This window comes from Pseudomonas sp. NFX71, assembly GCF_048079215.1.
Taxonomy (GTDB): Bacteria; Pseudomonadota; Gammaproteobacteria; order Pseudomonadales; family Pseudomonadaceae; genus Aquipseudomonas; species Aquipseudomonas fluorescens_B.
Genome location: NZ_CP182230.1, coordinates 46,079 through 70,299, shown reverse-complemented (window position 1 = coordinate 70,299; position 24,221 = coordinate 46,079). Strand labels below are relative to the sequence as shown.

Here is a 24,221-nt window from a genome sequence, read left to right as displayed (position 1 = left end):
GGGTTGTTCTCTTGTTTTTGCGGTGAATGTGATGGCCTCATCGCGGGCTTGCCCGCGATGCTTTTAAAGGGCCCACCCCGGTTTACGCTTCTGCACGAAAGCCATGGTCCCTTCGACCCCTTCAGCCCCGGTCACCGCTTCGCTGAACCAATCAGCCGCTTCATCCAACAGCGCATCCGAAGGCTGTCCGGCACTCGCCAGCAACAGCTTTTTGGTCGTCGCATTCGCCCCCGGCGCGCAGCACAGCACATGGGCCAGGACTTCATCGAGACGCTCGGCCAGCGCTTGCGCGTCATGCTCGACAAAATGCACCAGCCCCATGCGGCGGGCGTGGGTTCCATCAAATCGCGCTGCAGTCAGTGCCAACCGTCGAGCCTGGGTCAAACCGATACGCTGCACCACGAACGGCGCAATCTGCGCGGGCAGCAAGCCGAGGCTGGTTTCCGGCAAACCGAATTGCGCCTGATGATCCGCCAGAGCGACATCGCTGACGCATGCCAGCCCCAGACCACCGCCGAGCACCGCGCCTTGCAGCACCGTGATCACCACTTGTGGCGCGTGTTGCACTTCCTGCAGCAGCGCGCCAAACGCCCGGTTCAAATCGCGGTACGCCGATGGTCCCTGAGCACGGGCATTGGCCATGTCCTTGATGTCGCCACCGGCGCAGAAGTGCCCGCCGGCACCTCCGATCACCAGGGCCCGAATCTCGCGATCATCGCGAACTGCCGATAGCACCGAACGCAACTCGGTGACCATCTGCAAGCTCATGGCATTGCGGCTTTCCGGGCGGTTGAGGGTGATGTGCAGCACACCGTTATGCAATTCGAGCAATAACGTCTGGCAAACCGGCAGGGTGCTCATTTCTTTTTCCCCGGCAGGATGCCCATGAGTTTGCAGATGATCCCCAGCATGATTTCGTCGGCGCCGCCGCCAATCGATACCAGCCGCACGTCGCGGTAGGCGCGGGCCACCGGGTTGTCCCACATGAAGCCCATGCCGCCCCAGTATTGCAGGCAACTGTCGCTGACTTCGCGGCCCAGTCGCCCGGCCTTGAGTTTGGCCATCGACGCCAGGCGCGTGACGTCCTGACCTTTGATGTATTGCTCGGTGGCCTGATAGACCAGCGCGCGCAGGCATTCGACTTCGGTTTGCAGCTCGGCGAGGCGGAAGTGGATGACCTGATTGTCGATCAACGCATTGCCGAAGGTTTTGCGTTCCTTGCAGTACTCGATGGTGCTGTCGATGCAGTATTCCAGGCCCTTGATCATGTTCGCGGCGCCGAACAGACGTTCCTCCTGGAATTGCAGCATCTGCATCATGAATCCCGCACCTTCATGCCCGATGCGGTTGCGTTGCGGTACGCGCACGTTGTCGAAAAACACCTGGGCGGTTTCCGAGCTGCGCATGCCGAGCTTGTCCAGGTGCGAACTGAGGCTGATGCCTGGGGTGTTCATCGGCACCATGATCAGCGATTTGTTGATGTGCGGCTTGTCGTCCGAGGTGTTGGCCAGCAGGCAGATGAAATCGGCGCTCGGCGAGTTGGTGATCCACATCTTGCTGCCGTTGATCACGTAGTCGTCACCGTCTTTGCGAGCGGTGGTTTTCAAGCCGGCCACGTCGGAGCCGGCACCGACTTCCGACACGCCAATGCAACCGACCTGTTCGCCGGTAATCGCCGGCCGCAGGAACTCTTCACGCAGTTCATCGGAGCCGAAGCGTGCCAGCGCCGGCGTGCACATGTCGGTCTGAACGCCGATGGACATCGGGATCCCGCCGCAATGGATGGTGCCGAACTCTTCGGCGGCGACGATCGAATAGCTGTAGTCGAGCCCCATGCCGCCGAATTTTTCCGGTTTGGAAATCCCCAGCAGGCCGAGCTCACCCGCCTTGCGAAAAATGTCGTGGATCGGAAAACGCCCGGCCTTTTCCCACTCATCGACGTGCGGGTTGATTTCGTGCTCGACGAATTGGCGAACGGTGCGGCGCAGTGCTTCGTGTTCCTGGGTGAAGATCATTTTTATTGTTCTCCTCTGGCCGGTTCAGAACCGGGCGACGCCAAAACTGTTGGTTTGCAGCGGCCGCAGGTCGGCCTCATGGCAGATGTCCAGCAAATAGCCGAGCAACGTGCGGGTATCCCGGGGATCAATCAGCCCGTCGTCCCACAGGTTGGCACTGCCGTACAGCGCGGTGGACTGGCTGTCGAGTTTCTGCGCGGTGACCTGCTCCAGCATGTCGAGCATCTTCGGGTCAGGCACCAGACCGTCCTTGAGCTGTTTGGCCTCGGTGACGATCCGCAGGACCTTGCCGGCCTGAGCACCGCCCATCACCGCCGTGCGGCTGTTGGGCCAGGCGAAGATGAAGCGCGGGTCGAGGCCGCGGCCGCACATTGCATAGTTGCCGGCGCCATAGGAGCCACCGACAACGATCGTCAGTTTTGGCACCCGGGCGTTGGCCACTGCCTGGATCATTTTGGCGCCGTGCTTGATCACGCCTTGTTGCTCGGACTCGGTGCCGACCATGAACCCGGTGGTGTTGTGGAAGAACAGCAGAGGCGTGCGGCTCTGATCACACAGCTGAATGAACTGCGCAGCCTTGCTCGCGCCTTTGGGCGTGATCGGGCCGTTGTTGCCGATGAAGCCGCAGGCGCGGCCCTGAATCTGCAGATGACCGCAGACGGTTTGTTGATCGAACTCACCCTTGAACTCGAGGAAGTTAGAACCGTCGGCGATTCGCGCGACGATTTCGCGCACGTCATAGGGTTTTTTCGGGTCGTCGGGGATCAGCCCGAGTAGTTCGTCGATGGGGTAGAGCGGTTGCTGGTAGTGACGTTCGGGGACCCACTGCAATTGATCGTTCCACGACAGCAGGCTGACAATCTCCCGGACCTGACGCACGCCATCGGCATCGTTCTCGGCCAGGTATTCAGCGGTGCCGGCGGTTTGCGCGTGCATCTCGGCGCCGCCCAGCTCTTCATCGGTGGCGACTTCGCCGGTGGCCGCCTTGAGCAGGGGCGGTCCGGCGAGAAACAGCTTGGCTTTGCCGCGCACCACCACCACGTAATCCGACAGCCCCGGCTGATACGCGCCGCCTGCCGTGGCGGAGCCATGGACCACCGTGATCTGTGGCAACCCCATGGCCGACATCCGCGCCTGGTTGGCAAAGCTGCGCGCGCCTTCGACGAAAATCTCCGCAGCGTAATTAAGGTTGGCGCCGCCGCTTTCGGCGAGGGTGATCACCGGCAATTTGTTTTCCATGGCGATCTGTTGCAGGCGCAGGGATTTTTTCAAACCGCTGGGGGAGATGGTTCCGCCCTTGATCGCGCTGTTGTTCGCCACGACCAAAACACGAACACCCGACACGTAGCCGATCCCGGCGATCAAGCCGCCGCCCGCCGAGCTGCCGTCCTTGTCGTCATGCAACTTGTAACCGGCCAGGCTTGCCAGTTCGAGGAACGGCGCACCGGGGTCGAGCAACAGGTTGAGGCGCTCACGGGGCAGCAATTGCCCGCGCTTGTCGAACTTCGGTTTGGCTTCGGCTGCTTTGTTCAGCAGGTTTTGTTCGAGCTGACGGACCTGCTCGATACCCGCCAGCATCGCGGCACGGTTCCGGGCGAACTGTTCGCTGTTCGGGTCGATTTGCGACTGAATCACCGGCATGACTTATTCCTTGTCCTTGAGCACTTCTGGTAAGTACGCGCGGTGGAAACCGTTGTACGACTTGCTGTTGGTCGCCTTGTGAATCGGCCACGCCCGGCCGCCCAGGCTCGCGGCGCCGTCGATACGCAAGGTGCTGCCACTGACGAACGCCGCGGCCGGGCTGAGCAGGAATACGATCGCCGCACTGACTTCCGATTCGGTGCCGATGCGTTTCAGCGGCACGTGTTCGCGCAAGGTCGGAATCACCGCTTTGAACGCGCCTTCGTAAGTGTCCATGCCGCTGGAGGCGATCCAGCCCGGCGCCACCGCGTTGACCCGGACCCCGGCGTAACCCCATTCGAACGCAGCGGTCTTGGTCAGGTTGTCCATGCCCGAGCGCGCCGCGCCCGAGTGGCCCATGCCGGGCATGCCGCCCCACATGTCGGCGAGCATGTTGACGATGGCGCCGCCGTGTTTGCTCATGGATTGATTGAACACTTCCCGGGCCATCAGGAAACCGCCCACCAGGTTGGTGCGCATCACGGTTTCGAAGCCCTTCTGATTGATCGAGGCCAGCGGCGAAGGGAACTGGCCTCCGGCATTGTTGACCAGTCCGTGGATCGGCCCGTGCTTGCGGATCAGTTCGCTGACCAGATGCTTGACCGCTTCTTCCTCGCGAATATCGCAGGTCTGCCAGTCAGCCTTGCCGCCATCCTCGATAATTTCGGCGGTCACGGATTTCAGTTTGTCGGCATTGCGCCCGATCAACAGCACATGGGCACCGAGCGCCGCCAGTTCATGAGCGGTGCAGCGGCCGATGCCGCTGCCTCCACCGGTGACGATGATGTTTTGGCCGGCAAACAGATCGGCTTTGAAAATCGAATCGTAGGCCACGGCGGCAGTCCTCTAGTTGACCTGGTCGGCGATGCGCTGAGGCACCGGAATCTGGATGTCCAGCAGTTGTTGGGCGAAGGCTTTGCCTTGGGGATCGATCCGCAGGCTGGCCACGCCGCCCCCGCCCAGCGCGTTCTCCAGTAGAAAGTTAAGGCTGTGGGTCGCGGGCAGGTACCAGCGCTCGACACGCCCGTGAACCGGGTCGAGCACGTGGCTCATCCAGTCGACGATCACGGCCGGGGTCAAGGCTTCGGCAATCCAGGGCAGGTATTCCGGCTCGCGGGCCATGACGCCGATGTTGCTGTGATTGCCCTTGTCGCCGGAACGTGCGACCGCAAGCTTGATCAGCGCCACGCTGGCATCGGCGCGACCCGTGGGCTTCGGTGGTTCGAACGGCACCGGCAGGTCCGCGGTGGTGAGCACGTCGAGAGCGGGCAGGGCACACGGGTGACGCTGACCGTTGAGATCAATGTCCAGCGTGCAGGCGCTTTTGTCGATGAGGAACGAGAACAGCCGGATCAGCGGATACACCGTCGGCCGCCCGCCGACAATCCCGGTCAGCCCCGGCGCCATGCCGGTGGCAGCCTGGGCAATTTCCCGGGAGAACACGATCAACGCCTGTTTGCTCGGGTGACGCACGGCGAGTTTGATCACCACTTCGCGGCTGTCCTGTCGCTGGCCATGGGGGCCGTAGGTCGCTTCGCTGCCCAGGAGCTCGATGTTCACTTCGCTGTAGGGCGCCCAGCCGCGCTGGCTGAAGATTTCCGAGGTCTTGTTGATGATCGCTTCGCTGACACGCCGGGCCTTGTCCACTGCATCGATGCCGGCAATCAGGCAACTGGCAGTGCAGCGGAAACCATCCGGATAAGTCGCGCTGACCTTGTATTGGTCCGTTGGAGGCAAACCCTTTGCACCATGCACCTGAACCGCATTTTTGCCTTGTTGCTGAAGTTTGACCTGGGTGAAATCGCAGACTACATCGGGCAAGAGATAAGCCTGCGGGTTGCCGATTTCATAGAGCATTTGCTCGCCGACGGTAAGGGGCGTCACCAGGCCGCCGGAGCCTTCGGGTTTGCTGACAATGAACTGGCTGTCGGCGCTGACTTCGACGATGGGGAAACCGATGTGTTCGTAATCGGGCACGTCGCGCCAATCGGTGAAGTTGCCGCCGGTGCACTGGGCGCCGCATTCGATGATGTGGCCGGCGAGGGCGGCTTGGGCGAGTTTGTCGTAGTCGTGCCAGGACCAGCCGAATTCATGCACCAGCGCCGCGCTGACCACGGCACTGTCGACCACACGCCCGGTGATCACGATGTCCGCGCCCAGACGCAAGGCTTCGACAATGCCCGGCGCGCCGAGGTAGGCGTTGGTGGAAACGCACATCGGTGGCAAGGGGGCGCCGCTGAACATTTCATGGAGGCCGCGGCTGCTCAGCTGTTTGAACTGCGGTTGCAGGTCATCACCCAGCAGCACCGCGATTTTCAGCGCCACGCCAGCCTTGTCGCAGGCCGCTTGCAACGCAGCCGCGCAGGCGTGTGGATTGACGCCGCCGGCGTTGCTGATGACGCGGATTTTCTGTTCGGCGAGTGGCCCCAGCAGAGGGCTGAGGACTTCGATGAAGTCACTGGCGTAGCCGGCCTGTGGATCTTTCATCCGCGCACCGGCCATGATCGACATTGTGATCTCGGCCAGATAATCGAACACCAGATAGTCCAGGCGCCCGCCTTCCACCAGTTGCGCGGCGGCGGTCGAGGTGTCGCCCCAGAAGGCGCTGGCGCAACCGATGCGTATCGTTTCAGGCACAGCCCTTTCCATAGCCACCTCCGACAATCGTGAATCGAGACTACCAAGCAAGCGCTTGGTTTGTAAACGACTGAAATATCTTAGGGCCGAGCGCTTGCTTGGTTGCCTGCGTCAGCTTAAATTGCCCGCGCAACCCCGCTGTTTTAGCGGTGAATACGACTGTAGGAGAGAACGGGTGGACGAGCAAAAAGCCCTGAGGGTCATGCGCGAACTGGTCGACAGCGGCCAGTTGACCGACCCGGACAGCGCCCGTGGCAAACTGCTGCAAGTGGCGGCTCACCTGTTCCGCAATAAAGGCTTTGAACGCACCACGGTGCGCGATCTGGCCGGTGCCGTGGGCATTCAGTCGGGGAGTATTTTTCATCACTTCAAAAGCAAGGACGAGATCCTGCGGGCGGTGATGGAGGAAACCATTCGCTACAACACCGCGTTGATGCATGCCGCGATCGCTGAAGCCGACAACGTGCGCGAGCGGGTGCTGGCGCTGATTCGCTGCGAATTGCAGTCGATCATGGGCGGCAGCGGTGAGGCCATGGCGGTGTTGGTGTATGAATGGCGTTCGCTGTCCGAAGACGGCCAGGCGAAGGTCCTGGCGCTGCGTGACATCTATGAGGACCTCTGGCTGCAAGTGCTGGGTGAGGCCAAAAACGCGGGTTTCATCCGTGGGGACGTGTTCATCACCCGCCGTTTCCTGACCGGCGCGCTGTCCTGGACCACGACCTGGTATCGCGCGGGTGGCAGCATGAACCTCGATCAATTGGCCGATGAAGCGTTGATACTGGTGCTGAAAGAACAACAATAATTTCGTTCAGGGCCGCAGGAAACTGGCTAAGTGGCCGAAACCGCCTAGCTTGAATGGATTGATGCGTATTTTTTGGGGAGTGGGAAGTTTTGATGTCTTCGCCAATTCGGACGGCCTCGCGGCTTTTGCTGGCGGCGCTTGCGGCGTTGTGGGTATTGCCGTCCCCGGCTGCACAACTAGTGCGGGTCGGTGCAGCGCATTTTCCGCCTTATACCGTGCGCCCGGAATCCGGTGCCGACACCGGTCTGTTGCCACAGTTGGTCGAAGCGCTCAATGCAGTACAAAGCGACTATCAGTTCGTGCTGGTGCCGACGTCCATTCCGCGACGCTTCGGTGACTTCAAGCAGGGCCGGGTGGATATGGCTATTTTCGAGAACCCGGGCTGGGGCTGGAAGGACATCCCCCACACCAGCGTCGACATGGGACTGGAGGACGCGGAGATTTTTGTTGCACAACGAATACCGAATCGTCAGCAGAACTACTTTACCGATCTCGCCGGCAAGCGTCTGGCGCTGTTCAGCGGTTATCACTACGAGTTCGCCAACTTCAATGCCGACCCGAAAGTCCTCGCGCAAAACTACAACGCCACGCTGACCTATTCCCACGACAGCAATCTGCTGATGGTACTGCGCGGGCGGGCCGACGTTGCCCTGGTGACGCGCTCTTACCTGAGCGATTACCTGCTGCGCAACGAGAAGGTCGCCGATCAGTTGCTGGTGTCCGAGCGCATCGATCAGGTCTATCACCACTACGCCATTCTTCGTCCTTCAGCGCCCATCAGCGGCGAGGCATTTGGCAAGTTGCTGCAAGGATTGCGCGACAACGGCCAGATGCTGAAGATTTTCGATCCGTACAAGATCGCGGTGGTGCCGGTTCCGGGCAATTGAATACGCGTCAACCGTCGCGTGTTTGCCTGAGTCGCTTAAATTTTCCCCGCTGGCTGACGTCACATCGTTGAACTGTCGACGATTACCGTGAGCCCGACCCATGTCCAATTTGAATAATCTGACTGCCCTGGCCTTGCCGACGGGCAGTCGTCTTGTCGCTGAAGAAAGTGAAAACCGATTGAGTCTTAGCCAGGACGCGCAACCGCTGATTACCTTGCGCCTGGCACGCGAACCCGAATTGCAGGTGAAAGTCGAGGCGCATCCCGACATTCAGGCATTGTGGGCCGCCTGTTATTGGTTGTTTGCCCGTGACCCCGAGTGTCAGCACCTGACCTGGCACCTCGATGAAGCCCCCGCTGAAGCCTTGCTCACTGGACTGCTGATCCCGACCGGGATCGCCGGCCAGTATCGCTGCGAGCGCACGCTCTTCTGGCAATTGCCGCAACCTTGGTTGTGCACCTCGCAGACCAACAGCTACCCACAGCAAAGGGTGATCAGCGACGGCAAGCGTCATCCGTTGCGGCCAGTGAAGCCTCGCGGTGAGGTCTATCGGCGTTTCGATGCACGGCTGGGGGCATGGATTTCCCTGCGAACGGTGGATATCGACCTGGATCTTGCGCGGTTCAACCGCTGGCAGAACAGTGCGCGGGTGGCGAGTTTCTGGCAGGAAGAGGGCAGCCTTGAACAGCATCGCGAGTACCTGGGCAAACTCGAAGCCGATCCACACACCGTGACGCTGATCGGCTGTTTCGATGACCAGCCGTTTGCCTATTTCGAAGCCTACTGGGCCAAGGAAGACCGCATCGCGCCGTTTTATGAGGCGGGTGATTACGACCGTGGCATTCACATGCTGGTCGGCGAAGAAAATCATCGCGGCCCACACAAGGTGGCGAGCTGGTTATCGGCGTTGACGCATTACCTGTTTCTCGACGATCCACGCACCCAACGGGTGGTCGCCGAGCCGCGCGCCGATAACGCGAAGATGATCGGGTATATGCAGGGTCAGCGTTTTCACTGCGAGAAAGAGTTCGACTTCCCGCACAAGCGTGCAGCGTTGATGGTGTTGGGGCGGGAGTGGTTTTTTGAGCGGTGTGTGTTGGCCTGATTTAGCGTTAAACCTGAAAGATCGCAGCCTTCGGCAGCTCCTGCAGGGTTATGCATTCCATGTAGGAGCTGCCGAAGGCTGCGATCTTTTGATCTGACGTTGCCAGTCAACGACGGGCAAACGTATCCGCGCGACTGCCCGACACCTTGCGGCAATGCACCAACGCATCGCGAATCATGAAGTTCACCAAGGTCGGCGACACGCCGAGCTCCTTGGCGATGTCCTTTTGCGGCACACCGTGCAGACGGTACATCTCGAAAGCGTAACGGGTACGGCTCGGCAGCTCCGTCAACGCGTCGGCGATGTTTTCCAGGGTCGAGAAATTGATGTGCGAGGTTTCCGGCGAAGCACCTTGGATCACCACGTTCAGCCCTTCCTCTTCAGGCCCCGAATACTTCTGTTCCAGCGCCTGTTTGCGGTAGTGATCGATCGCCAGGTTGCGCACGATCTGGAACAGGTAACTGAGCTGAGCCTTGATCGAGGAGGTGATCTGCGGCGCCGATTGCAGGCGGAAGAACGCATCCTGAACCACATCTTCGGCACGTGACCGGCAGCCGGTGATACGGGCAGCAATCTTGACCAGAATCAGTCGATTGTCGACGAATGCCTGAAGTAGCGGTGAATCGCACCTGCTTGTGGATACTTGTTCCGTCATGGAAATCACCTTGCTGCAAATAGGGTCGTGGGACAGCAAGGGAATCGGAGCCGTCCTACACATCGAGCGACAAATTATTCTGAATGATAATGATTGTCAATTGAGAAAGAGAAGTAATGCTCTTCAAAGGTGCACATTGAGAACTGCGACACGCTGTCGCGCCCGCTTGCGGCAGCCGCGCTCCCGTTGACGATCAAACCTGCGGACTAATTATTTCAAGACGCCATCCGTTCTCATTGGTGAATGGCTCCGGGCGTACGCCCCGGCCAAAACAGCATTCCCAATGCCTTGCGCGGTCGGCGAAGACCGCGTCCTGCATGCCCCTGAAGGGGCGTGACGTCAGAAAACCGATTCCATTTGCAAGCCGAATTCAGGCAGGAAACCTCATGACCGACGCGTTCGAAATACCTGGCACACTGGTCCAAGCCCTTCAGCGCCGCGCGGCCCTGACGCCGGATCGGGTGGCCTTGCGTTTTCTCGCCGAAACCCCGGATCAGGCCGTAGTGCTCAGTTATCGCGAGCTGGATCAACGGGCGCGCACCATTGCCGGTGCGTTGCAGGCCGAGACGGATTTCGGTGATCGCGCGGTACTGTTGTTTCCCAGCGGGCCGGATTACGTCGCGGCGTTTTTTGGTTGCTTGTATGCGGGTGTGATTGCGGTGCCGGCTTATCCACCGGAGTCGGCCAAGCGTCATCATCAGGAACGCCTGCTGTCGATCATCAGCGACGCCGAACCGCGCCTGCTGTTGACCAGTGCCGACCTGCGCCACGCGTTGCAGCACATCGATGGCGCGCCGCCGCTGCTGTGCGTCGACACCCTTGATGTCGCACTGGCGCAGCGTTGGGCCGAGCCGAACCTTGACGGCGATCACATCGCGTTCCTGCAATACACCTCCGGCTCCACCGCGTTGCCTAAAGGTGTGCAAGTCAGTCACGGCAATCTGGTGGCCAATGAATTGCTGATTCGCCAGGGTTTCGGCATCGACCTGAACCCGGATGACGTGATTGTCAGCTGGCTGCCGCTGTACCACGACATGGGCTTGATCGGCGGTCTGTTGCAACCGGTTTTCAGTGGCGTGCCGTGTGTGTTGATGTCGCCGGCGTACTTCCTCGGCCGGCCGTTGCGCTGGCTGGAAGCGATCAGCGAATACGGCGGCACCATCAGCGGCGGGCCGGATTTTGCCTATCGGCTGTGCAGCGAGCGGGTCAGCGAATCGGCGCTGGAACGCCTCGACCTGAGCGGCTGGCGCGTGGCGTATTCCGGTTCCGAGCCGATTCGTCTCGACACCCTGGACCGTTTCGCCGAGAAGTTCGCGAGTTGCGGTTTCACCCCGGACAGTTTCATGGCGTCCTATGGATTGGCGGAAGCCACCTTGTTCGTCGCTGGCACAGCGCGTGGCGAAGGCATCGGCAATCTGCGGGTGGACGATCAGGCGTTGGCACAAAACCGTGCCGAACCGGGCGAAGGCAGCGCGATCATGAGTTGCGGCAGCAGCCAACCAGATCACGCGGTACTGATTGTCGAGCCATTGGCGCTCAACGAACTGGCCGACAACGCGATCGGCGAAGTCTGGGCTACCGGGCCGAGCATCGCCCATGGCTACTGGCGCAACCCCGAGGCCAGCGCCAAGACCTTCGTCCAGCTTGCCGGAAAAACCTGGCTGCGCACCGGTGACCTGGGTTTCATGCGCGACGGTGAATTGTTCATCACCGGGCGCCTGAAGGACATGCTGATCGTTCGTGGGCACAACCTGTACCCGCAAGACATCGAGCAGACCGTCGAGCGTGAAGTGGAAGTGGTGCGTAAAGGTCGCGTCGCCGCGTTCGCGGTGAACATCGACGGTCAGGAAGGTATCGGCATCGCTGCGGAAATCAGCCGCAGCGTGCAGAAAATCCTCCCGCCCGAAGCGCTGATCAAAGCCATTCGCCAGGCGGTGGCCGAGGCGTATCAGGAAGCACCGAGCGTGGTGGTGTTGCTCAATCCGGGCGCCTTGCCCAAGACCTCCAGCGGCAAACTGCAACGCTCGGCGTGCCGCAATCGCCTGGCGGAGGGCAGCCTCGACAGCTACGCGGTGTTCCCGTCGGCGAGCACTGAAAACGAGGCCACAATCGAGTCGGATTCCGAGCTGCAAACCCTGATCGGCCAGATCTGGTCCGAGCAATTGCAGGTCAAGCAGGTCAATGCCGATGACCACTTCTTCCTGCTCGGCGGCAACTCCATCGCCGCCACTCAAGTGGTGGCGCGCCTGCGCGAAGCGCTCGGTCTGGAGCTGAACCTGCGCCTGCTGTTCGAAGCGCCGACCCTCGGCGCATTCACCGTCGCGGTCGTGCAGCAACAACAGGACGGCAGCCTGGCCCAAGGCGCGATCAGCACGTTGTCGCGCAGCGAAGCGCTGCCGCAATCCCTCGCGCAAAACCGTCTGTGGATCACCTGGCAGCTCGACCCGCACAGCAGCGCCTACAACATTCCCGGCGCCTTGCGTTTGCGCGGTGAGCTGGACGAAGACGCCTTGCGCGCCAGTTTCCAGCAACTGATCGAACGCCACGAATCCCTGCGCACACGTTTCTTCGAGCGTGACGGTGTGGCGCTGCAACTGATCGATGCTGCGGGTGAATTCAACCTGCAACGGATCGACATCAGCGATTTGCCCGTCGCCGAGCGTGAAGCCCGTGCGCAACAAATCCGCGAGGACGAAGCGCGTACCCAGTTCGATCTGGAAAAAGGTCCGTTGCTGTGGGTGACGCTGGTGCGCCTCGATGATGAAGATCACCAGTTGCTGGTGACGCTGCATCACATCATCGCCGACGGCTGGTCGCTGAACGTGCTGATCGACGAATTCTCGCGTCTGTATGCCGCTGCGTCCCAAGGGCAAACGGCAACGCTCGCGCCATTGCCGACGCAGTACGCCGACTACGGCAGTTGGCAGCGTCAATGGCTGGCGCAAGGCGAGGGCGAACGGCAACTGGTCTACTGGAAAACGCAGTTGGGCGAGGAGCATCCGCCCCTGAGCCTGGCCACCGATCACCCGCGTTCGGCGCAACACCTGCACAGCGCCGCGCGCCACACCGTCCGGTTGAGCGCGACCCTCTGCGATGCGATTCGCCAGACCGCCCAGGCCCACGATTCCACCCCATTCATGCTATTGCTCGCGGCGTTCCAGAGCCTGCTGCATCGCTACAGCGGCCAGACCGACATCCGCGTCGGCGTGCCAAACGCCAACCGTCCACGCCTGGAAACCCAGGGCCTGATCGGATTCTTCATCAACACCCAGGTGCTGCGCGCCGAGGTGGATTCACGGTTGCCGTTTGTTGAGTTGCTGGCGCAAACCCGACAGAGCGCATTGGGCGCACAAGCGCATCAGGACCTGCCATTCGAACAACTGCTCGAAGCCTTCCCGCAGGCCCGCGAACAGGGCTTGTTCCAGGTCATGTTCAACCACCAGCAACGGGACCTGAGCGCACTGCGTCGCTTGCCCGGCCTGCTCGCCGACGAACTGCCGTGGCACAGCCGCCAAGCCAAGTTCGACTTGCAACTGCACAGCGAAGAAGACCGTAACGGTCGCCTGAGCCTGTCCTTCGACTACGCCAGCGAACTGTTCGACGCCACCACCATCGAGCGACTGGCCGAGCATTTCAGCAACCTGCTGCGCGCCATCTGCGATCAACCGAAAACCGCTATCGGCGACCCGCAATTGTTGGCGCCCAGCGAACACGATCAGCAGGAAAACTGGAGCGCCGCACCGTGCACACCGGCCAGCCAATGGCTGCCGGAACTGCTCGGCGAACAGGCCCGCCTGACCCCGGAGCGTACCGCGCTGATGTGGGACGGCGGCAGCCTGGACTTCGCTGAACTGCACGCCCAGGCCAACCGCCTCGCGCATTACCTGCGCGACAAAGGCGTCGGCCCGGACGTGTGCGTGGCCATCGCTGCCGAGCGCTCGCCGCAGTTGCTGATCGGCCTGCTGGCGATCATCAAGGCCGGCGGTGCCTACGTGCCGCTGGACCCGGATTACCCCGCCGAACGCCTGGCCTACATGCTCAGGGACAGCGGCGTGGAATTGCTGCTGACGCAAACCCAATTGCTTGATCGCTTGCCGGCCACCGATGGCGTCAGCGTGATTGCCATGGATGCGCTGCACCTGGAGAACTGGCCGAGCCAGGCACCGGGTCTGCATCTGCACGGCGACAACCTCGCTTACGTGATTTACACCTCCGGTTCCACCGGCCAACCGAAGGGCGTCGGCAACACCCACGCGGCCCTTGCCGAACGCCTGCAATGGATGCAGAACACCTATCGCCTGAACGACTCCGACCTGCTGATGCAAAAAGCGCCGATCAGTTTCGACGTGTCGGTGTGGGAATGCTTCTGGCCGCTGATCACCGGTGCACGCTTGCTGATCGCCGGTCCCGGTGAACACCGCGATCCGCACCGCATCGCGCAGCTTGTTCGGCAATACGGCGTGACCACGCTGCACTTTGTGCCGCCACTGCTTTCGTTGTTCATCGACGAGCCGCTCACCGCCGAATGCACCAGCCTTCGCCGTGTGTTCTCTGGTGGTGAAGCCTTGCCGGCGGAACTGCGCAACCGCGTTTTGGAACAGCTGCCGGCGGTACAACTGCACAACCGCTATGGCCCGACCGAAACGGCGATCAACGTCACCCATTGGCAGTGCAGCGCGGCCGATGGTGAGCGCTCGCCGATTGGCCGTCCGTTGGGCAACGTGATCTGCCGGGTGCTCGACAGCGACCTCAACCCGGTGCCGGCCGGTGTGCCGGGTGAACTGTGCATCAGCGGCATTGGCCTGGCCCGAGGTTATCTGGGCCGTCCGGGCCTGACCGCCGAACGCTTTGTCGTCGATCCATTGAGCGAGCAGGGCGCACGTTTGTACCGCACCGGCGACCGCGCACGCTGGACCGCCGAGGGCGTGATCGAATACCTCGGCCGTCTCGACCAGCAGGTCAAAGTGCGCGGCTTTCGCGTTGAGCCGGAAGAAATCGAAGCGCGTCTGCTGGCTCAGAACGGCGTCGCTCAAGCGGTGGTGCAGGTGCGCGAAACAGCGGCCGGGGCTCAACTGATCGGTTACTACACCGCCACTGCAAACAGCGAAGCCGAAGACACGCAAACCGCACGCCTGAAAACTGCGCTGGCGGCCGAGCTGCCGGAATACATGGTCCCGGCGCAACTGATGCGCCTGGGCGAAATGCCCCTCAGCCCCAGCGGCAAGCTCGACCGTCGCGCCTTGCCCGAACCCCGGTGGCAAGTGCGCGAACACGTTGAGCCGGTCACTGAGCTTGAACAGCAGATCGCCGCGATCTGGCGTGAAGTGCTGGGCTTGAAGCAGATCGGTCTGCGCGATGACTTCTTCGCCCTCGGCGGCCACTCGCTGCTGGCCACGCAAATCATCTCCCGCACCCGTCAGGCGTGCGACGTCGAGTTGCCGCTGCGAGTCTTGTTCGAAAACAGTGAACTGGGCGCATTCGCCGGGCAGGTCCGACAGATCCAGGCCAGCGGCAATACCAACAAGCAACCACCGATCGAGATAGTCGATCGCAGCCAGCCGGTGCCGCTGGCCTATTCTCAGCAGCGCATGTGGTTCCTCTGGCAGATGGAGCCGGACAGCCCGGCCTACAACGTCGGTGGCATGGCGCGGTTGCGCGGGGTGCTGGATGTCGGGCGCTTCGAGGCGGCTTTGCAAACGCTGATCATGCGTCACGAAACCCTGCGCACCACGTTCCCGAGCATTGACGGCGTGGCCCAGCAACGGGTGCACCCGGAAACCGGGATGCGCATGGACTGGACAGATTTCTCCGCGCTGGAAGCCGACGGCCGGGAATTGGCGGTGCAGCAACTCGCCGACGACGAGGCGCATAAACCCTTCGATCTGGAAACCGGGCCGCTGCTGCGCGCCTGTCTGGTCAAGACCGCTGAACAGGAACATTACCTGGTGCTGACCCTGCACCACATCGTCACCGAAGGTTGGGCGATGGACATTTTTGCCCGGGAACTCAGCGCGCTTTACGAAGCGTTCGTCGATGACCGCGAATCGCCGCTGGCGCCGCTGCCGGTGCAATACCTCGATTACAGCGTCTGGCAGCGTCAGTGGCTGGAGTCTGGCGAGCGTCAGCGCCAGCTCGACTATTGGACTGTACAACTGGGGCGCGAACATCCACTGCTGGAATTGCCCGCCGACCGCCCGCGTCCGGCTGTGCAAAGTCATCAGGGCGAGCTGTTCCGTTTCGACCTGAGCGACGACCTCGCCGCACGGGTTCGTGCGTTCAATGCGCAAAACGGTCTGACCCTGTTCATGACCATGACCGCCGCGCTGGCGGTGCTGCTTTACCGCTACAGCGGCCAGGCAGACCTGCGCATCGGCGCGCCGGTAGCCAACCGTATTCGCCCCGAAAGCGAAGGGTTGATCGGTGCGTTCCTCAACACCCAGGTGCTGCGTTGTCAGCTCGACGGGCAGATGTCGGTCGGCGAATTGTTCGAGCAGGTGCGTCATACCGTGATCGAAGGCCAGTCCCATCAGGACCTGCCGTTCGATCATCTGGTGGAGGCGTTGCAGCCACCGCGCAGCGCTGCGTATAACCCGCTGTTCCAGGTGATGTGCAACGTGCAGCGCTGGGAATTCCAGCAAAGCCGCACGCTCGCCGGCATGACCGTCGAGTACCTGGCCAACGATGCGCGGGCGACCAAGTTCGACCTCAACCTGGAAGTCACCGACCTCGATCATCGTCTCGGTTGCTGCCTGACCTACAGCACTGATTTGTTCGATGAACCACGCATTGCGCGCATGGCCGGGCACTGGCGCAATCTGCTGGAAGCGCTGCTGGCCGATCCGCGACAGCGTCTCAGTGAGCTGCCGTTGCTCGAAGCCACGGAACAGCAAAACCTGCTCGACAGCCTTGGCGTCGAGCCGGGCGAACACCGACTGGACCAGTGCATCCATCACCTGTTCAGCGAGCAGGCCCTGGCGCGCAAGGATGCGCCGGCGCTGACGTTCGCCGGCGAGACCCTGAGCTACGCCGAACTCGACAGCCGCGCCAATCGCCTGGCCTGGATGCTTCGCGAACGCGGTGTCGGCCCGCAGGTTCGCGTCGGGCTTGCACTTGAGCGGTCGCTGGAAATGGTCATTGGCCTGCTGGCGATCCTCAAGGCGGGCGGCGCTTATGTGCCACTGGACCCGGAATACCCGCTCGATCGCCTGCATTACATGATCGAAGACAGCGGCGTCGGTTTGCTGCTCAGCGATGCGGCGATGTTCAACGCCCTCGGCGAGCTGCCATCCACCGTCGCCCGTTGGTGCCTGGAGGACGATGCTGGGGAGCTGGCCAATTACCCGACCACCGAACTGCCGTTCATCAGCCTGCCGCAACACCAGGCGTACCTGATTTACACCTCGGGCTCCACCGGCAAGCCCAAAGGCGTGGTGGTGTCCCACGGTGAAATCGCCATGCACTGCCGCGCCGTGATCGAGCGTTTCGGCATGCGCCCGGACGACTGCGAGCTGCACTTCTATTCGATCAACTTCGACGCCGCGACCGAGCGTTTGCTGGTGCCGTTGCTGAGCGGTGCTCAAGTGGTTTTGCGTGCTCAGGGTCAGTGGGACGCGGAAGAGATCTGCGGGTTGATCCGTCGCCATCACATCAACATCCTCGGTTTCACCCCGAGCTACGGCAGCCAACTGGCGCAGTGGCTGGCGACACAAGGCGAAACCCTGCCGGTGCGCATGTGCATCACCGGCGGTGAAGCGCTGACCGGCGAACATCTGCAGCGGATTCGCGCAGCGTTCAAGCCGAGTCTGTTCTTCAACGCCTACGGCCCGACGGAAACCGTGGTCATGCCGTTGGCCAGTCTCGCGCCCGAGCAGCTTGAAGAGGGCATGGGCAGCGTGCCGATCGGCAGCGTGATCGGTGCTCGCGTGGCGTACATTCTCGATGCCGATCTGGCGTTGGTGCCGCAGGGCGCGACCGGCGAGTTGTACGTCGGCGGTGCCGGCCTGGCGCAGGGTTATCACGACCGTCCGGGCATCACCGCGGAGCGGTTCGTGGCCAACCCGTTCGTGGCCGATGGCGGGCGGATCTATCGAACCGGCGATCTGGTGCGTCAGCGCGCCGACGGGCTGGTGGAATACCTTGGGCGCATCGACCATCAAGTGAAAATTCGCGGTTTCCGCATCGAGCTGGGCGAAATCGAAACCCGTCTTCTGGAACATGAATCTATCCGCGAAGCCGTGGTGCTGGCGCTGGATGCGCCGAGCGGCAAACAACTGGTTGGCTACCTGGTGACTGAGGTCGCCGATCGGGACGACGCGCAACAAACCGAACTGCGCGACGCCCTCAAGGCTCATCTGAAATCGCAACTGCCGGACTACATGGTGCCCCCGCACCTGATCCTGCTGGCCAGCATGCCGCTGACCGCCAACGGCAAACTCGACCGTCGTGCATTGCCGGCGCCGGACCCTGAGCTGAATCGTCAGGACTATGTGGCGCCGAGCAATGAACTGGAGCTGACGCTGGCGCAGATCTGGTGCGACGTGCTGAACGTGGCGCAGGTCGGTCTCAACGACAACTTCTTCGAACTGGGCGGCGACTCGATCCTGTCGATCCAGGTGGTCAGCCGCGCGCGGCAGCAGGGCATTCACTTCAGCCCGCGTGACCTGTTCCAGCACCAGACCGTACAGACACTCGCCGCTGTGGCGAGCCGCACCGAACAGGTCACGGCCGAGCAAGGTTTGCTCGCCGGCGAATCGCGTCTGACGCCGATCCAGCACTGGTTCTTCGACACCGACATGCCCGAGCGTCAGCACTGGAACCAGGCATTGCTGCTGGAACCGACCGTTGCGCTGGACCCTCATCGTCTCGAGCAAGCGTTGCTGGCGGTGATCGAACAGCACGATGCCTTGCGCCTGCGTTTCACTGAAACAGCGGGCGAATGGACGGCGGCGCACCAGAAGGTGGGCGGCACGCCGGTGCTGTGGCAGGTGCGTGTCTCGGCGATGGATGAATGCGCGGCTCTGTTCGCCGATGCCCAGCGCAGCCTCGACCTTGAACAGGGGCCGTTGATGCGTGCGCTGCTGGTCGATGGTCCCGAAGGCCGGCAACGGCTGTTCCTCGCGATCCATCACTTGGTGGTGGACGGCGTTTCCTGGCGCGTATTGCTCGACGATCTGCAAACGGTGTATCGCCAACTGGCGGCTGAACAGTCGGTCAAACTGCCGGCGAAAACCAGCGCCTTCAAGGATTGGGCTGCACGTTTGCAGGCGTATGCCGGCAGCGAATCCCTGCGTGAAGAGCTGAGCTGGTGGCAGTCGCAACTGGCCGGGCCGAGCGTCGAATTGCCGTGCGACCGGCCTGAAGGCGGCCGGCAGAATCGTCACGCCGACACCGTCAGCGTGCGCCTCGATAGCGAGTACACCCGGCAACTGTTGCAACAGGCACCGAGCGCCTATCGCACCCAGGTCAACGACCTGTTGCTGACGGCGCTGGCCCGGGTGCTGTGCCGCTGGAGCGGTCATGAGTCGGCGTTGATTCAACTCGAAGGCCACGGTCGCGAGACGCTGTTCGACGAGATCGACCTGACCCGTACCGTTGGCTGGTTCACCAGCGCTTATCCGTTGCGCCTGACACCGCTGAACATTGAAGAGGCCGCCGGGCAGGGCGCTTCGATCAAGGCGATCAAGGAGCAACTGCGTGGCGTGCCGCACAAAGGACTGGGTTTTGGCGTGCTGCGCTACCTCGCCGATGAACCGAGCCGTGAGGCCATGGCTGCGTTGCCAGTGGCGCCGGTCACCTTCAACTACCTCGGCCAGTTCGACCAGAGCTTCGGCGCGGACGCGTTGTTCCGTCCGCTCGATGAAGCCGTCGGCGCCGCCCACGATCCGAAAGCACCGCTGCCCAACGAGCTGAGCGTCGACAGTCAGGTCTATGGTGGTGAGTTGGTGCTGCGCTGGACCTTCAGTGCCGAACGCCACGACGCGCAAACCATCTGCGAACTGGCGGACGCCTACCTCGGTGAATTGCAGAGCCTGATCGACCATTGCCTGCGTGACGAGGCGGGCGGCCTGACGCCGTCGGACTTCCCGCTGGCGAAGCTGACCCAGGCGCAACTCGACGCACTGCCGATCCCGGCCGCTGCCATCGAAGACGTTTACCCGCTGACCCCGATGCAGGAAGGCATATTGCTGCACACCTTGCTGGAACCGGGCACCGGCCTCTACTACATGCAGGACCGTTATCGCATCAACAGCGAACTCGATCCGCAACGTTTCGCCGCGGCCTGGCAAGCGGTGATCGCCCGGCACGAAGCCTTGCGTGCGTCGTTCTGCTGGAACATCGGCGAAGACATGCTGCAAGTTATCCACAAGCCGGGCAGCACGCCGATCGAGTACCTCGACTGGAGCGCCATCGCCGAGGCGGAGCAAGAACCGAAACTGCAAGCCTTGCTGAAAAGCGAGCGCGAAGCCGGCTTCGATCTGCTCAACCAGGCACCGTTCCACCTGCGTTTGATCAAGGTTGGCGAAGCACGCTACTGGTTCATGATGAGCAACCACCACATCCTCATCGATGCCTGGTGCCGGTCGTTGCTGATGGCGGATTTCTTTGAGATCTATACCGCGCTGGGTGACGGACGCGAAGCCAAACTGGCCGTGCCGCCACGTTATCGCGACTACATCGGCTGGCTGCAACGGCAGAGCCTGGCGCAAGCGCGGCAGTGGTGGAAAACCAACCTGCAAGGCTTCGAACGCACCACGCCGATCCCGAGTGACCGGCCGTTCCTGCGTGAACATGCGGGCGACAGCGGCGGCATGATCGTCGGCGACCGCTACACCCGTCTCGATGCCCGTGACGGTGCACACCTCCGTGAACTGGCGCAGGCCCATCAGCTGACCATCAACACTTTCGCACAAGCGGCGTGGGCCCTGGTGCTGCGGCGTTTGAGCGGTGATCGCGATGTGCTGTTCGGCGTCACCGTGGCCGGCCGTCCGGTGGACATGCCCGAGATGCAACGCACCGTCGGGCTGTTCATCAACAGCATCGCGCTGCGGGTGAAAATGCCCGAGGACGATCAGCGTTGCAGTGTTCGCCAGTGGCTCAGCGGCTTGCTCGACAGCAACATGCAACTGCGCGAGTACGAATACCTGCCGTTGGTGAGCATTCAGGAAAACAGCGAGTTGCCCAAAGGCCAGCCGCTGTTCGACAGCCTGTTCGTGTTCGAAAACGCCCCGGTGGACGTCTCGGTACTGGACCGCGCGCAGAGCCTCAACGCGACCTCGGATTCGGGCCGCACCCACACCAACTTCCCGCTGACGGCGGTGTGTTATCCGGGTGATGACCTGGGCTTGCACCTGTCTTACGACCAGCGCTATTTCGACGAGTCGACCGTCGAGCGCATGCTGGGTGAGTTCAAGCGTTTGTTGCTGGCGCTGGTCGACGGTTTCCATGGCGACATGGCGGACTTGCCGCTGCTGGGGGCCGAGGAACAGGATTTCCTGATCCATGGCTGCAACCAGAGCGAACACGATTACCCGCTGGAGCAGAGCTACGTCGCGTTGTTCGAAGCGCAGGTCGCGCGGTATCCACAACGGATCGCCGCCAGTTGCCTCGACCGGCAACACACTTACGCTGAGCTGAACCAGCGCAGTAACCGCCTCGGCCATGGGTTGATCGCGGCGGGTGTCGGGCTGGATCAACCGGTGGCGTTGCTGGCCGAACGTAACCTCGACCTGCTCGGGATGATCATCGGCAGCTTCAAGGCGGGCGCCGGTTATCTGCCGCTGGACCCGGGGCTGCCGAGTCAGCGTCTGAGCCGCATCATCGACCTGAGCCGTACGCCGTTGCTGGTCTGCACGCAGGCCTGCCGTGAACAGGCTGTCGCGCTGCTGGAGGCATTCGGTTGCGCCAATCGGCCACGGTTGCTGGTGTGGGAAGAAGTTCAGGCGAGCGATGTTTCGGTGGCGAATCCGGGCCTCTACAGCGGTCCGGACAACCTCGCTTATGTGATCTACACCTCGGGTTCCACCGGTCTGCCCAAAGGTGTGATGGTCGAACAGCGCGGCATGCTCAACAATCAGTTGAGCAAGGTCCCGTACCTCAATCTCAGTGACACTGATGTGATCGCCCAGACCGCTTCGCAAAGCTTCGACATTTCGGTCTGGCAGTTCCTTGCCGCGCCGTTGTTTGGCGCGCGGGTGGACATCGTGCCGAACACCATCGCCCACGATCCACAGGGCTTGCTGGCGCACGTGTCGGCCCAGGGCATCACCGTGCTCGAAAGCGTGCCGTCGCTGATTCAGGGCATGCTCGCCCAGGAACGCATGCGCCTCGACGGCCTGCGCTGGATGTTGCCGACGGGCGAAGCGATGCCGCCGGAACTGGCGCATCAATGGTTGCTGCGCTACCCCGACATCGGGCTGGTGAATGCTTACGGACCGGCGGAATGCTCCGACGACGTGGCGTTCTTCCGCGTCGACATGGCCTCGACCCGCGGCAGCTATTTGCCGATCGGTACGCCGACCGACAACAACCGTTTGTACCTGCTCGGCGGCGCACTGGACCTGGTGCCGCTGGGGACGGTGGGCGAGTTGTGCGTGGCCGGCACCGGTGTCGGGCGCGGTTATGTCAGCGATCCGTTGCGCACGGCGCAGGTGTTTGTGCCGAACCCGTTTGGCGAGCCGGGGGATCGTCTGTATCGCACCGGCGACCTGGCCCGGCGTCGCAGTGACGGCGTGCTGGAATACGTCGGGCGCATCGACCATCAGGTGAAGATTCGCGGTTACCGCATCGAACTGGGTGAAATCGAAGCGCGTCTGCACGAACAACCGGAAGTGCGCGAAGCGGCGGTCGGGGTGCAGGAAGGCGTCAATGGAAAGCATCTGGTCGGTTACCTTGTGGCGGCCGAATCGGCGCTCGCTCCAGGCGAACGCCTGGAGCGCATCAAGCAACGCCTGCGCGCCGAACTGCCGGAATACATGGTGCCGCTGCACTGGTTGTGGCTGGAGCGGATGCCGCTCAACGCCAATGGCAAACTGGATCGCAAGGCACTACCGGCGCTGGAGATCGGCCAGTTGCAGAGCCAGGATTACCAGGCACCGCGCAATGAACTGGAGCAGACATTGGCGGGCATCTGGGCCGAGGTATTGAAGGTCGAGAAGGTCGGTGTGCGCGACAACTTCTTCGAGCTGGGCGGGCATTCGCTGCTGGCGACGCAGATTGCCTCGCGGGTGCAGAAATCGCTGCAACGGGATGTGCCGCTGCGGGCGATGTTCGAGTGCAGCACGGTCGAGGAGCTGGCGGAGTACATCGACGGGTTGGCGGCGAGCGATATTACCGAGGAGAAGGTGGATCGGTTGAATGATCTGATGGCGGAGTTGGAGGGGCTGTAATTCTCTAGCGTCTGTGAGGCCTCATCGCTAGCAGGCTAGCTGCCCACAGGGGCAATGCTGACCTGTGGGAGCTATCCTGCTAGCGATGGCGTGGTCATTTTCGACACGATTTGTGCGTTGACTGTAGATCCGACCCGTCGCAGTCTGCCTCTTCCCTTTTCGGCAGAGGAAACAGTCAATGCCCTTCGTTACGATTGACGGACAACCCCTTCACTACATCGATCAAGGCACCGGCCCCGCAGTGCTGCTCGCTGGCAGCTACCTCTGGGACCAGGCCATGTGGGCGCCGCAGATCGCCGCGCTGTCGCGGCAATACCGGGTCATCGCCCTGGACCTGTGGGGTCACGGTGAATCAGGCCCGCTACCGGAAGGCACGCAATCGCTGGATGACATTGCCCGTCAGGCACGGGGGTTGCTCGATCATCTGGACATCGACCGTGTCACGCTGGTCGGTCTGTCGGTAGGCGGCATGTGGGGCGTACGCCTGGCACTGTCAGCCCCGCAACGAATCAACGGCCTGGTGCTGATGGACACCTACGTCGGTGTCGAACCGGAACCGACCCGCCAGTACTATTTCTCGCTGTTCAAGCAGATCGAAGACAGCGGGGTGATTGCACCGCAATTGCTCGACATCGTCGTGCCGATCTTCTTCCGTCCGGGCATCGATCCGCAGTCGGCGCTGTATCAGGATTTTCGCGCGAAACTGGCTGCGCTGCCGCCGGAGCGCCTGCGTCAAAGCATCGTGCCGATGGGCCGGATTACGTTTGGTCGGGATGATCTGTTGCCGCGTCTGGGCGAGTTGAATGCTGGCGCCACGCTGGTGATGTGTGGCGATCAGGACAAGCCGCGACCGCCGTCGGAGGCGAAGGAAATGGCCGAGTTGATCGGTTGCCCGTGTGTGCTGGTACCGGAGGCGGGGCATATCTCCAATCTGGAGAATCCGTCGTTTGTGACCGAGGCCTTGCTGAAGTTTCTGGCTGAGAGAAATTAGTCGATCGTACTGACGTCATCGCGGGCGAGCCCGCGATGACGTTACTGCTGCCACCACGAATCAA

Annotated in this window: 11 protein-coding genes; 5 read left to right on the top strand and 6 right to left on the bottom strand. The window is 62.0% G+C overall.

Features of this window, described 5'->3' with window-relative positions:
• Positions 1-63 precede the first annotated feature (63 nt).
• The 5 genes from ACM1ZW_RS00310 to ACM1ZW_RS00290 are packed head-to-tail and all read right to left on the bottom strand — an operon-like array spanning position 64 to position 6,332.
• Positions 64-861, bottom strand: coding sequence for an enoyl-CoA hydratase/isomerase family protein (locus ACM1ZW_RS00310; protein ID WP_416739991.1), 798 nt, complete (start codon positions 859-861; stop codon positions 64-66).
• A complete protein-coding gene (gene atuD / locus ACM1ZW_RS00305; RefSeq protein ID WP_414878094.1) occupies positions 858-2,015 on the bottom strand; it encodes a citronellyl-CoA dehydrogenase in 1,158 nt (385 codons plus the stop codon). The genes ACM1ZW_RS00310 and atuD overlap by 4 nt, the downstream gene beginning before the upstream one ends.
• Before the next feature lie 24 nt (positions 2,016-2,039).
• Positions 2,040-3,656, bottom strand: coding sequence for a geranyl-CoA carboxylase subunit beta (gene atuC, locus ACM1ZW_RS00300; RefSeq protein WP_414878095.1), 1,617 nt, complete (start codon positions 3,654-3,656; stop codon positions 2,040-2,042).
• Between the two features lie 3 nt (positions 3,657-3,659).
• A complete protein-coding gene (locus ACM1ZW_RS00295; RefSeq protein WP_414878096.1) occupies positions 3,660-4,529 on the bottom strand; it encodes an SDR family oxidoreductase in 870 nt (289 codons plus the stop codon).
• A gap of 12 nt (positions 4,530-4,541) precedes the next feature.
• The gene (locus ACM1ZW_RS00290; protein ID WP_162491069.1) at positions 4,542-6,332 is read right to left on the bottom strand and encodes an acyclic terpene utilization AtuA family protein; all 1,791 of its coding nucleotides are present in this window, start codon (positions 6,330-6,332) and stop codon (positions 4,542-4,544) included.
• A 175-nt stretch (positions 6,333-6,507) separates the two neighbouring features.
• On the opposite strand from ACM1ZW_RS00290, the gene ACM1ZW_RS00285 reads away from it, so the two are divergent.
• The 3 genes from ACM1ZW_RS00285 to ACM1ZW_RS00275 all read left to right on the top strand — a co-directional run bounded on the left by ACM1ZW_RS00285 (position 6,508) and on the right by ACM1ZW_RS00275 (position 9,126).
• Positions 6,508-7,134 carry a TetR/AcrR family transcriptional regulator gene (locus ACM1ZW_RS00285; protein WP_017339975.1) on the top strand — a complete coding sequence of 209 codons (627 nt, stop codon included), beginning with the start codon at positions 6,508-6,510 and terminating at the stop codon, positions 7,132-7,134.
• A 92-nt stretch (positions 7,135-7,226) separates the two neighbouring features.
• Complete coding sequence (locus tag ACM1ZW_RS00280; protein WP_416739990.1) at positions 7,227-8,021, top strand: substrate-binding periplasmic protein; 795 nt, start codon at positions 7,227-7,229, stop codon at positions 8,019-8,021.
• Positions 8,022-8,121: 100 nt separating this feature from the next.
• A complete protein-coding gene (locus ACM1ZW_RS00275) occupies positions 8,122-9,126 on the top strand; it encodes a GNAT family N-acetyltransferase (protein WP_416739989.1) in 1,005 nt (334 codons plus the stop codon).
• Positions 9,127-9,232: 106 nt separating this feature from the next.
• Here ACM1ZW_RS00275 and ACM1ZW_RS00270 read toward each other — a convergent pair whose 3' ends face one another.
• On the bottom strand, positions 9,233-9,781 hold the full coding sequence (locus tag ACM1ZW_RS00270; RefSeq protein ID WP_017339972.1) for an RNA polymerase factor sigma-70: 549 nt from the start codon (positions 9,779-9,781) through the stop codon (positions 9,233-9,235).
• A gap of 386 nt (positions 9,782-10,167) precedes the next feature.
• Between ACM1ZW_RS00270 and ACM1ZW_RS00265 the strand changes: the two genes are divergently transcribed.
• Positions 10,168-23,166: a non-ribosomal peptide synthetase gene (locus ACM1ZW_RS00265; RefSeq protein WP_416739988.1), complete on the top strand. Its 12,999-nt coding sequence runs from the start codon at positions 10,168-10,170 to the stop codon at positions 23,164-23,166.
• Between the two features lie 178 nt (positions 23,167-23,344).
• Positions 23,345-24,157: an alpha/beta fold hydrolase gene (locus ACM1ZW_RS00260; RefSeq protein WP_414878100.1), complete on the top strand. Its 813-nt coding sequence runs from the start codon at positions 23,345-23,347 to the stop codon at positions 24,155-24,157.
• Positions 24,158-24,221 lie beyond the last annotated feature (64 nt).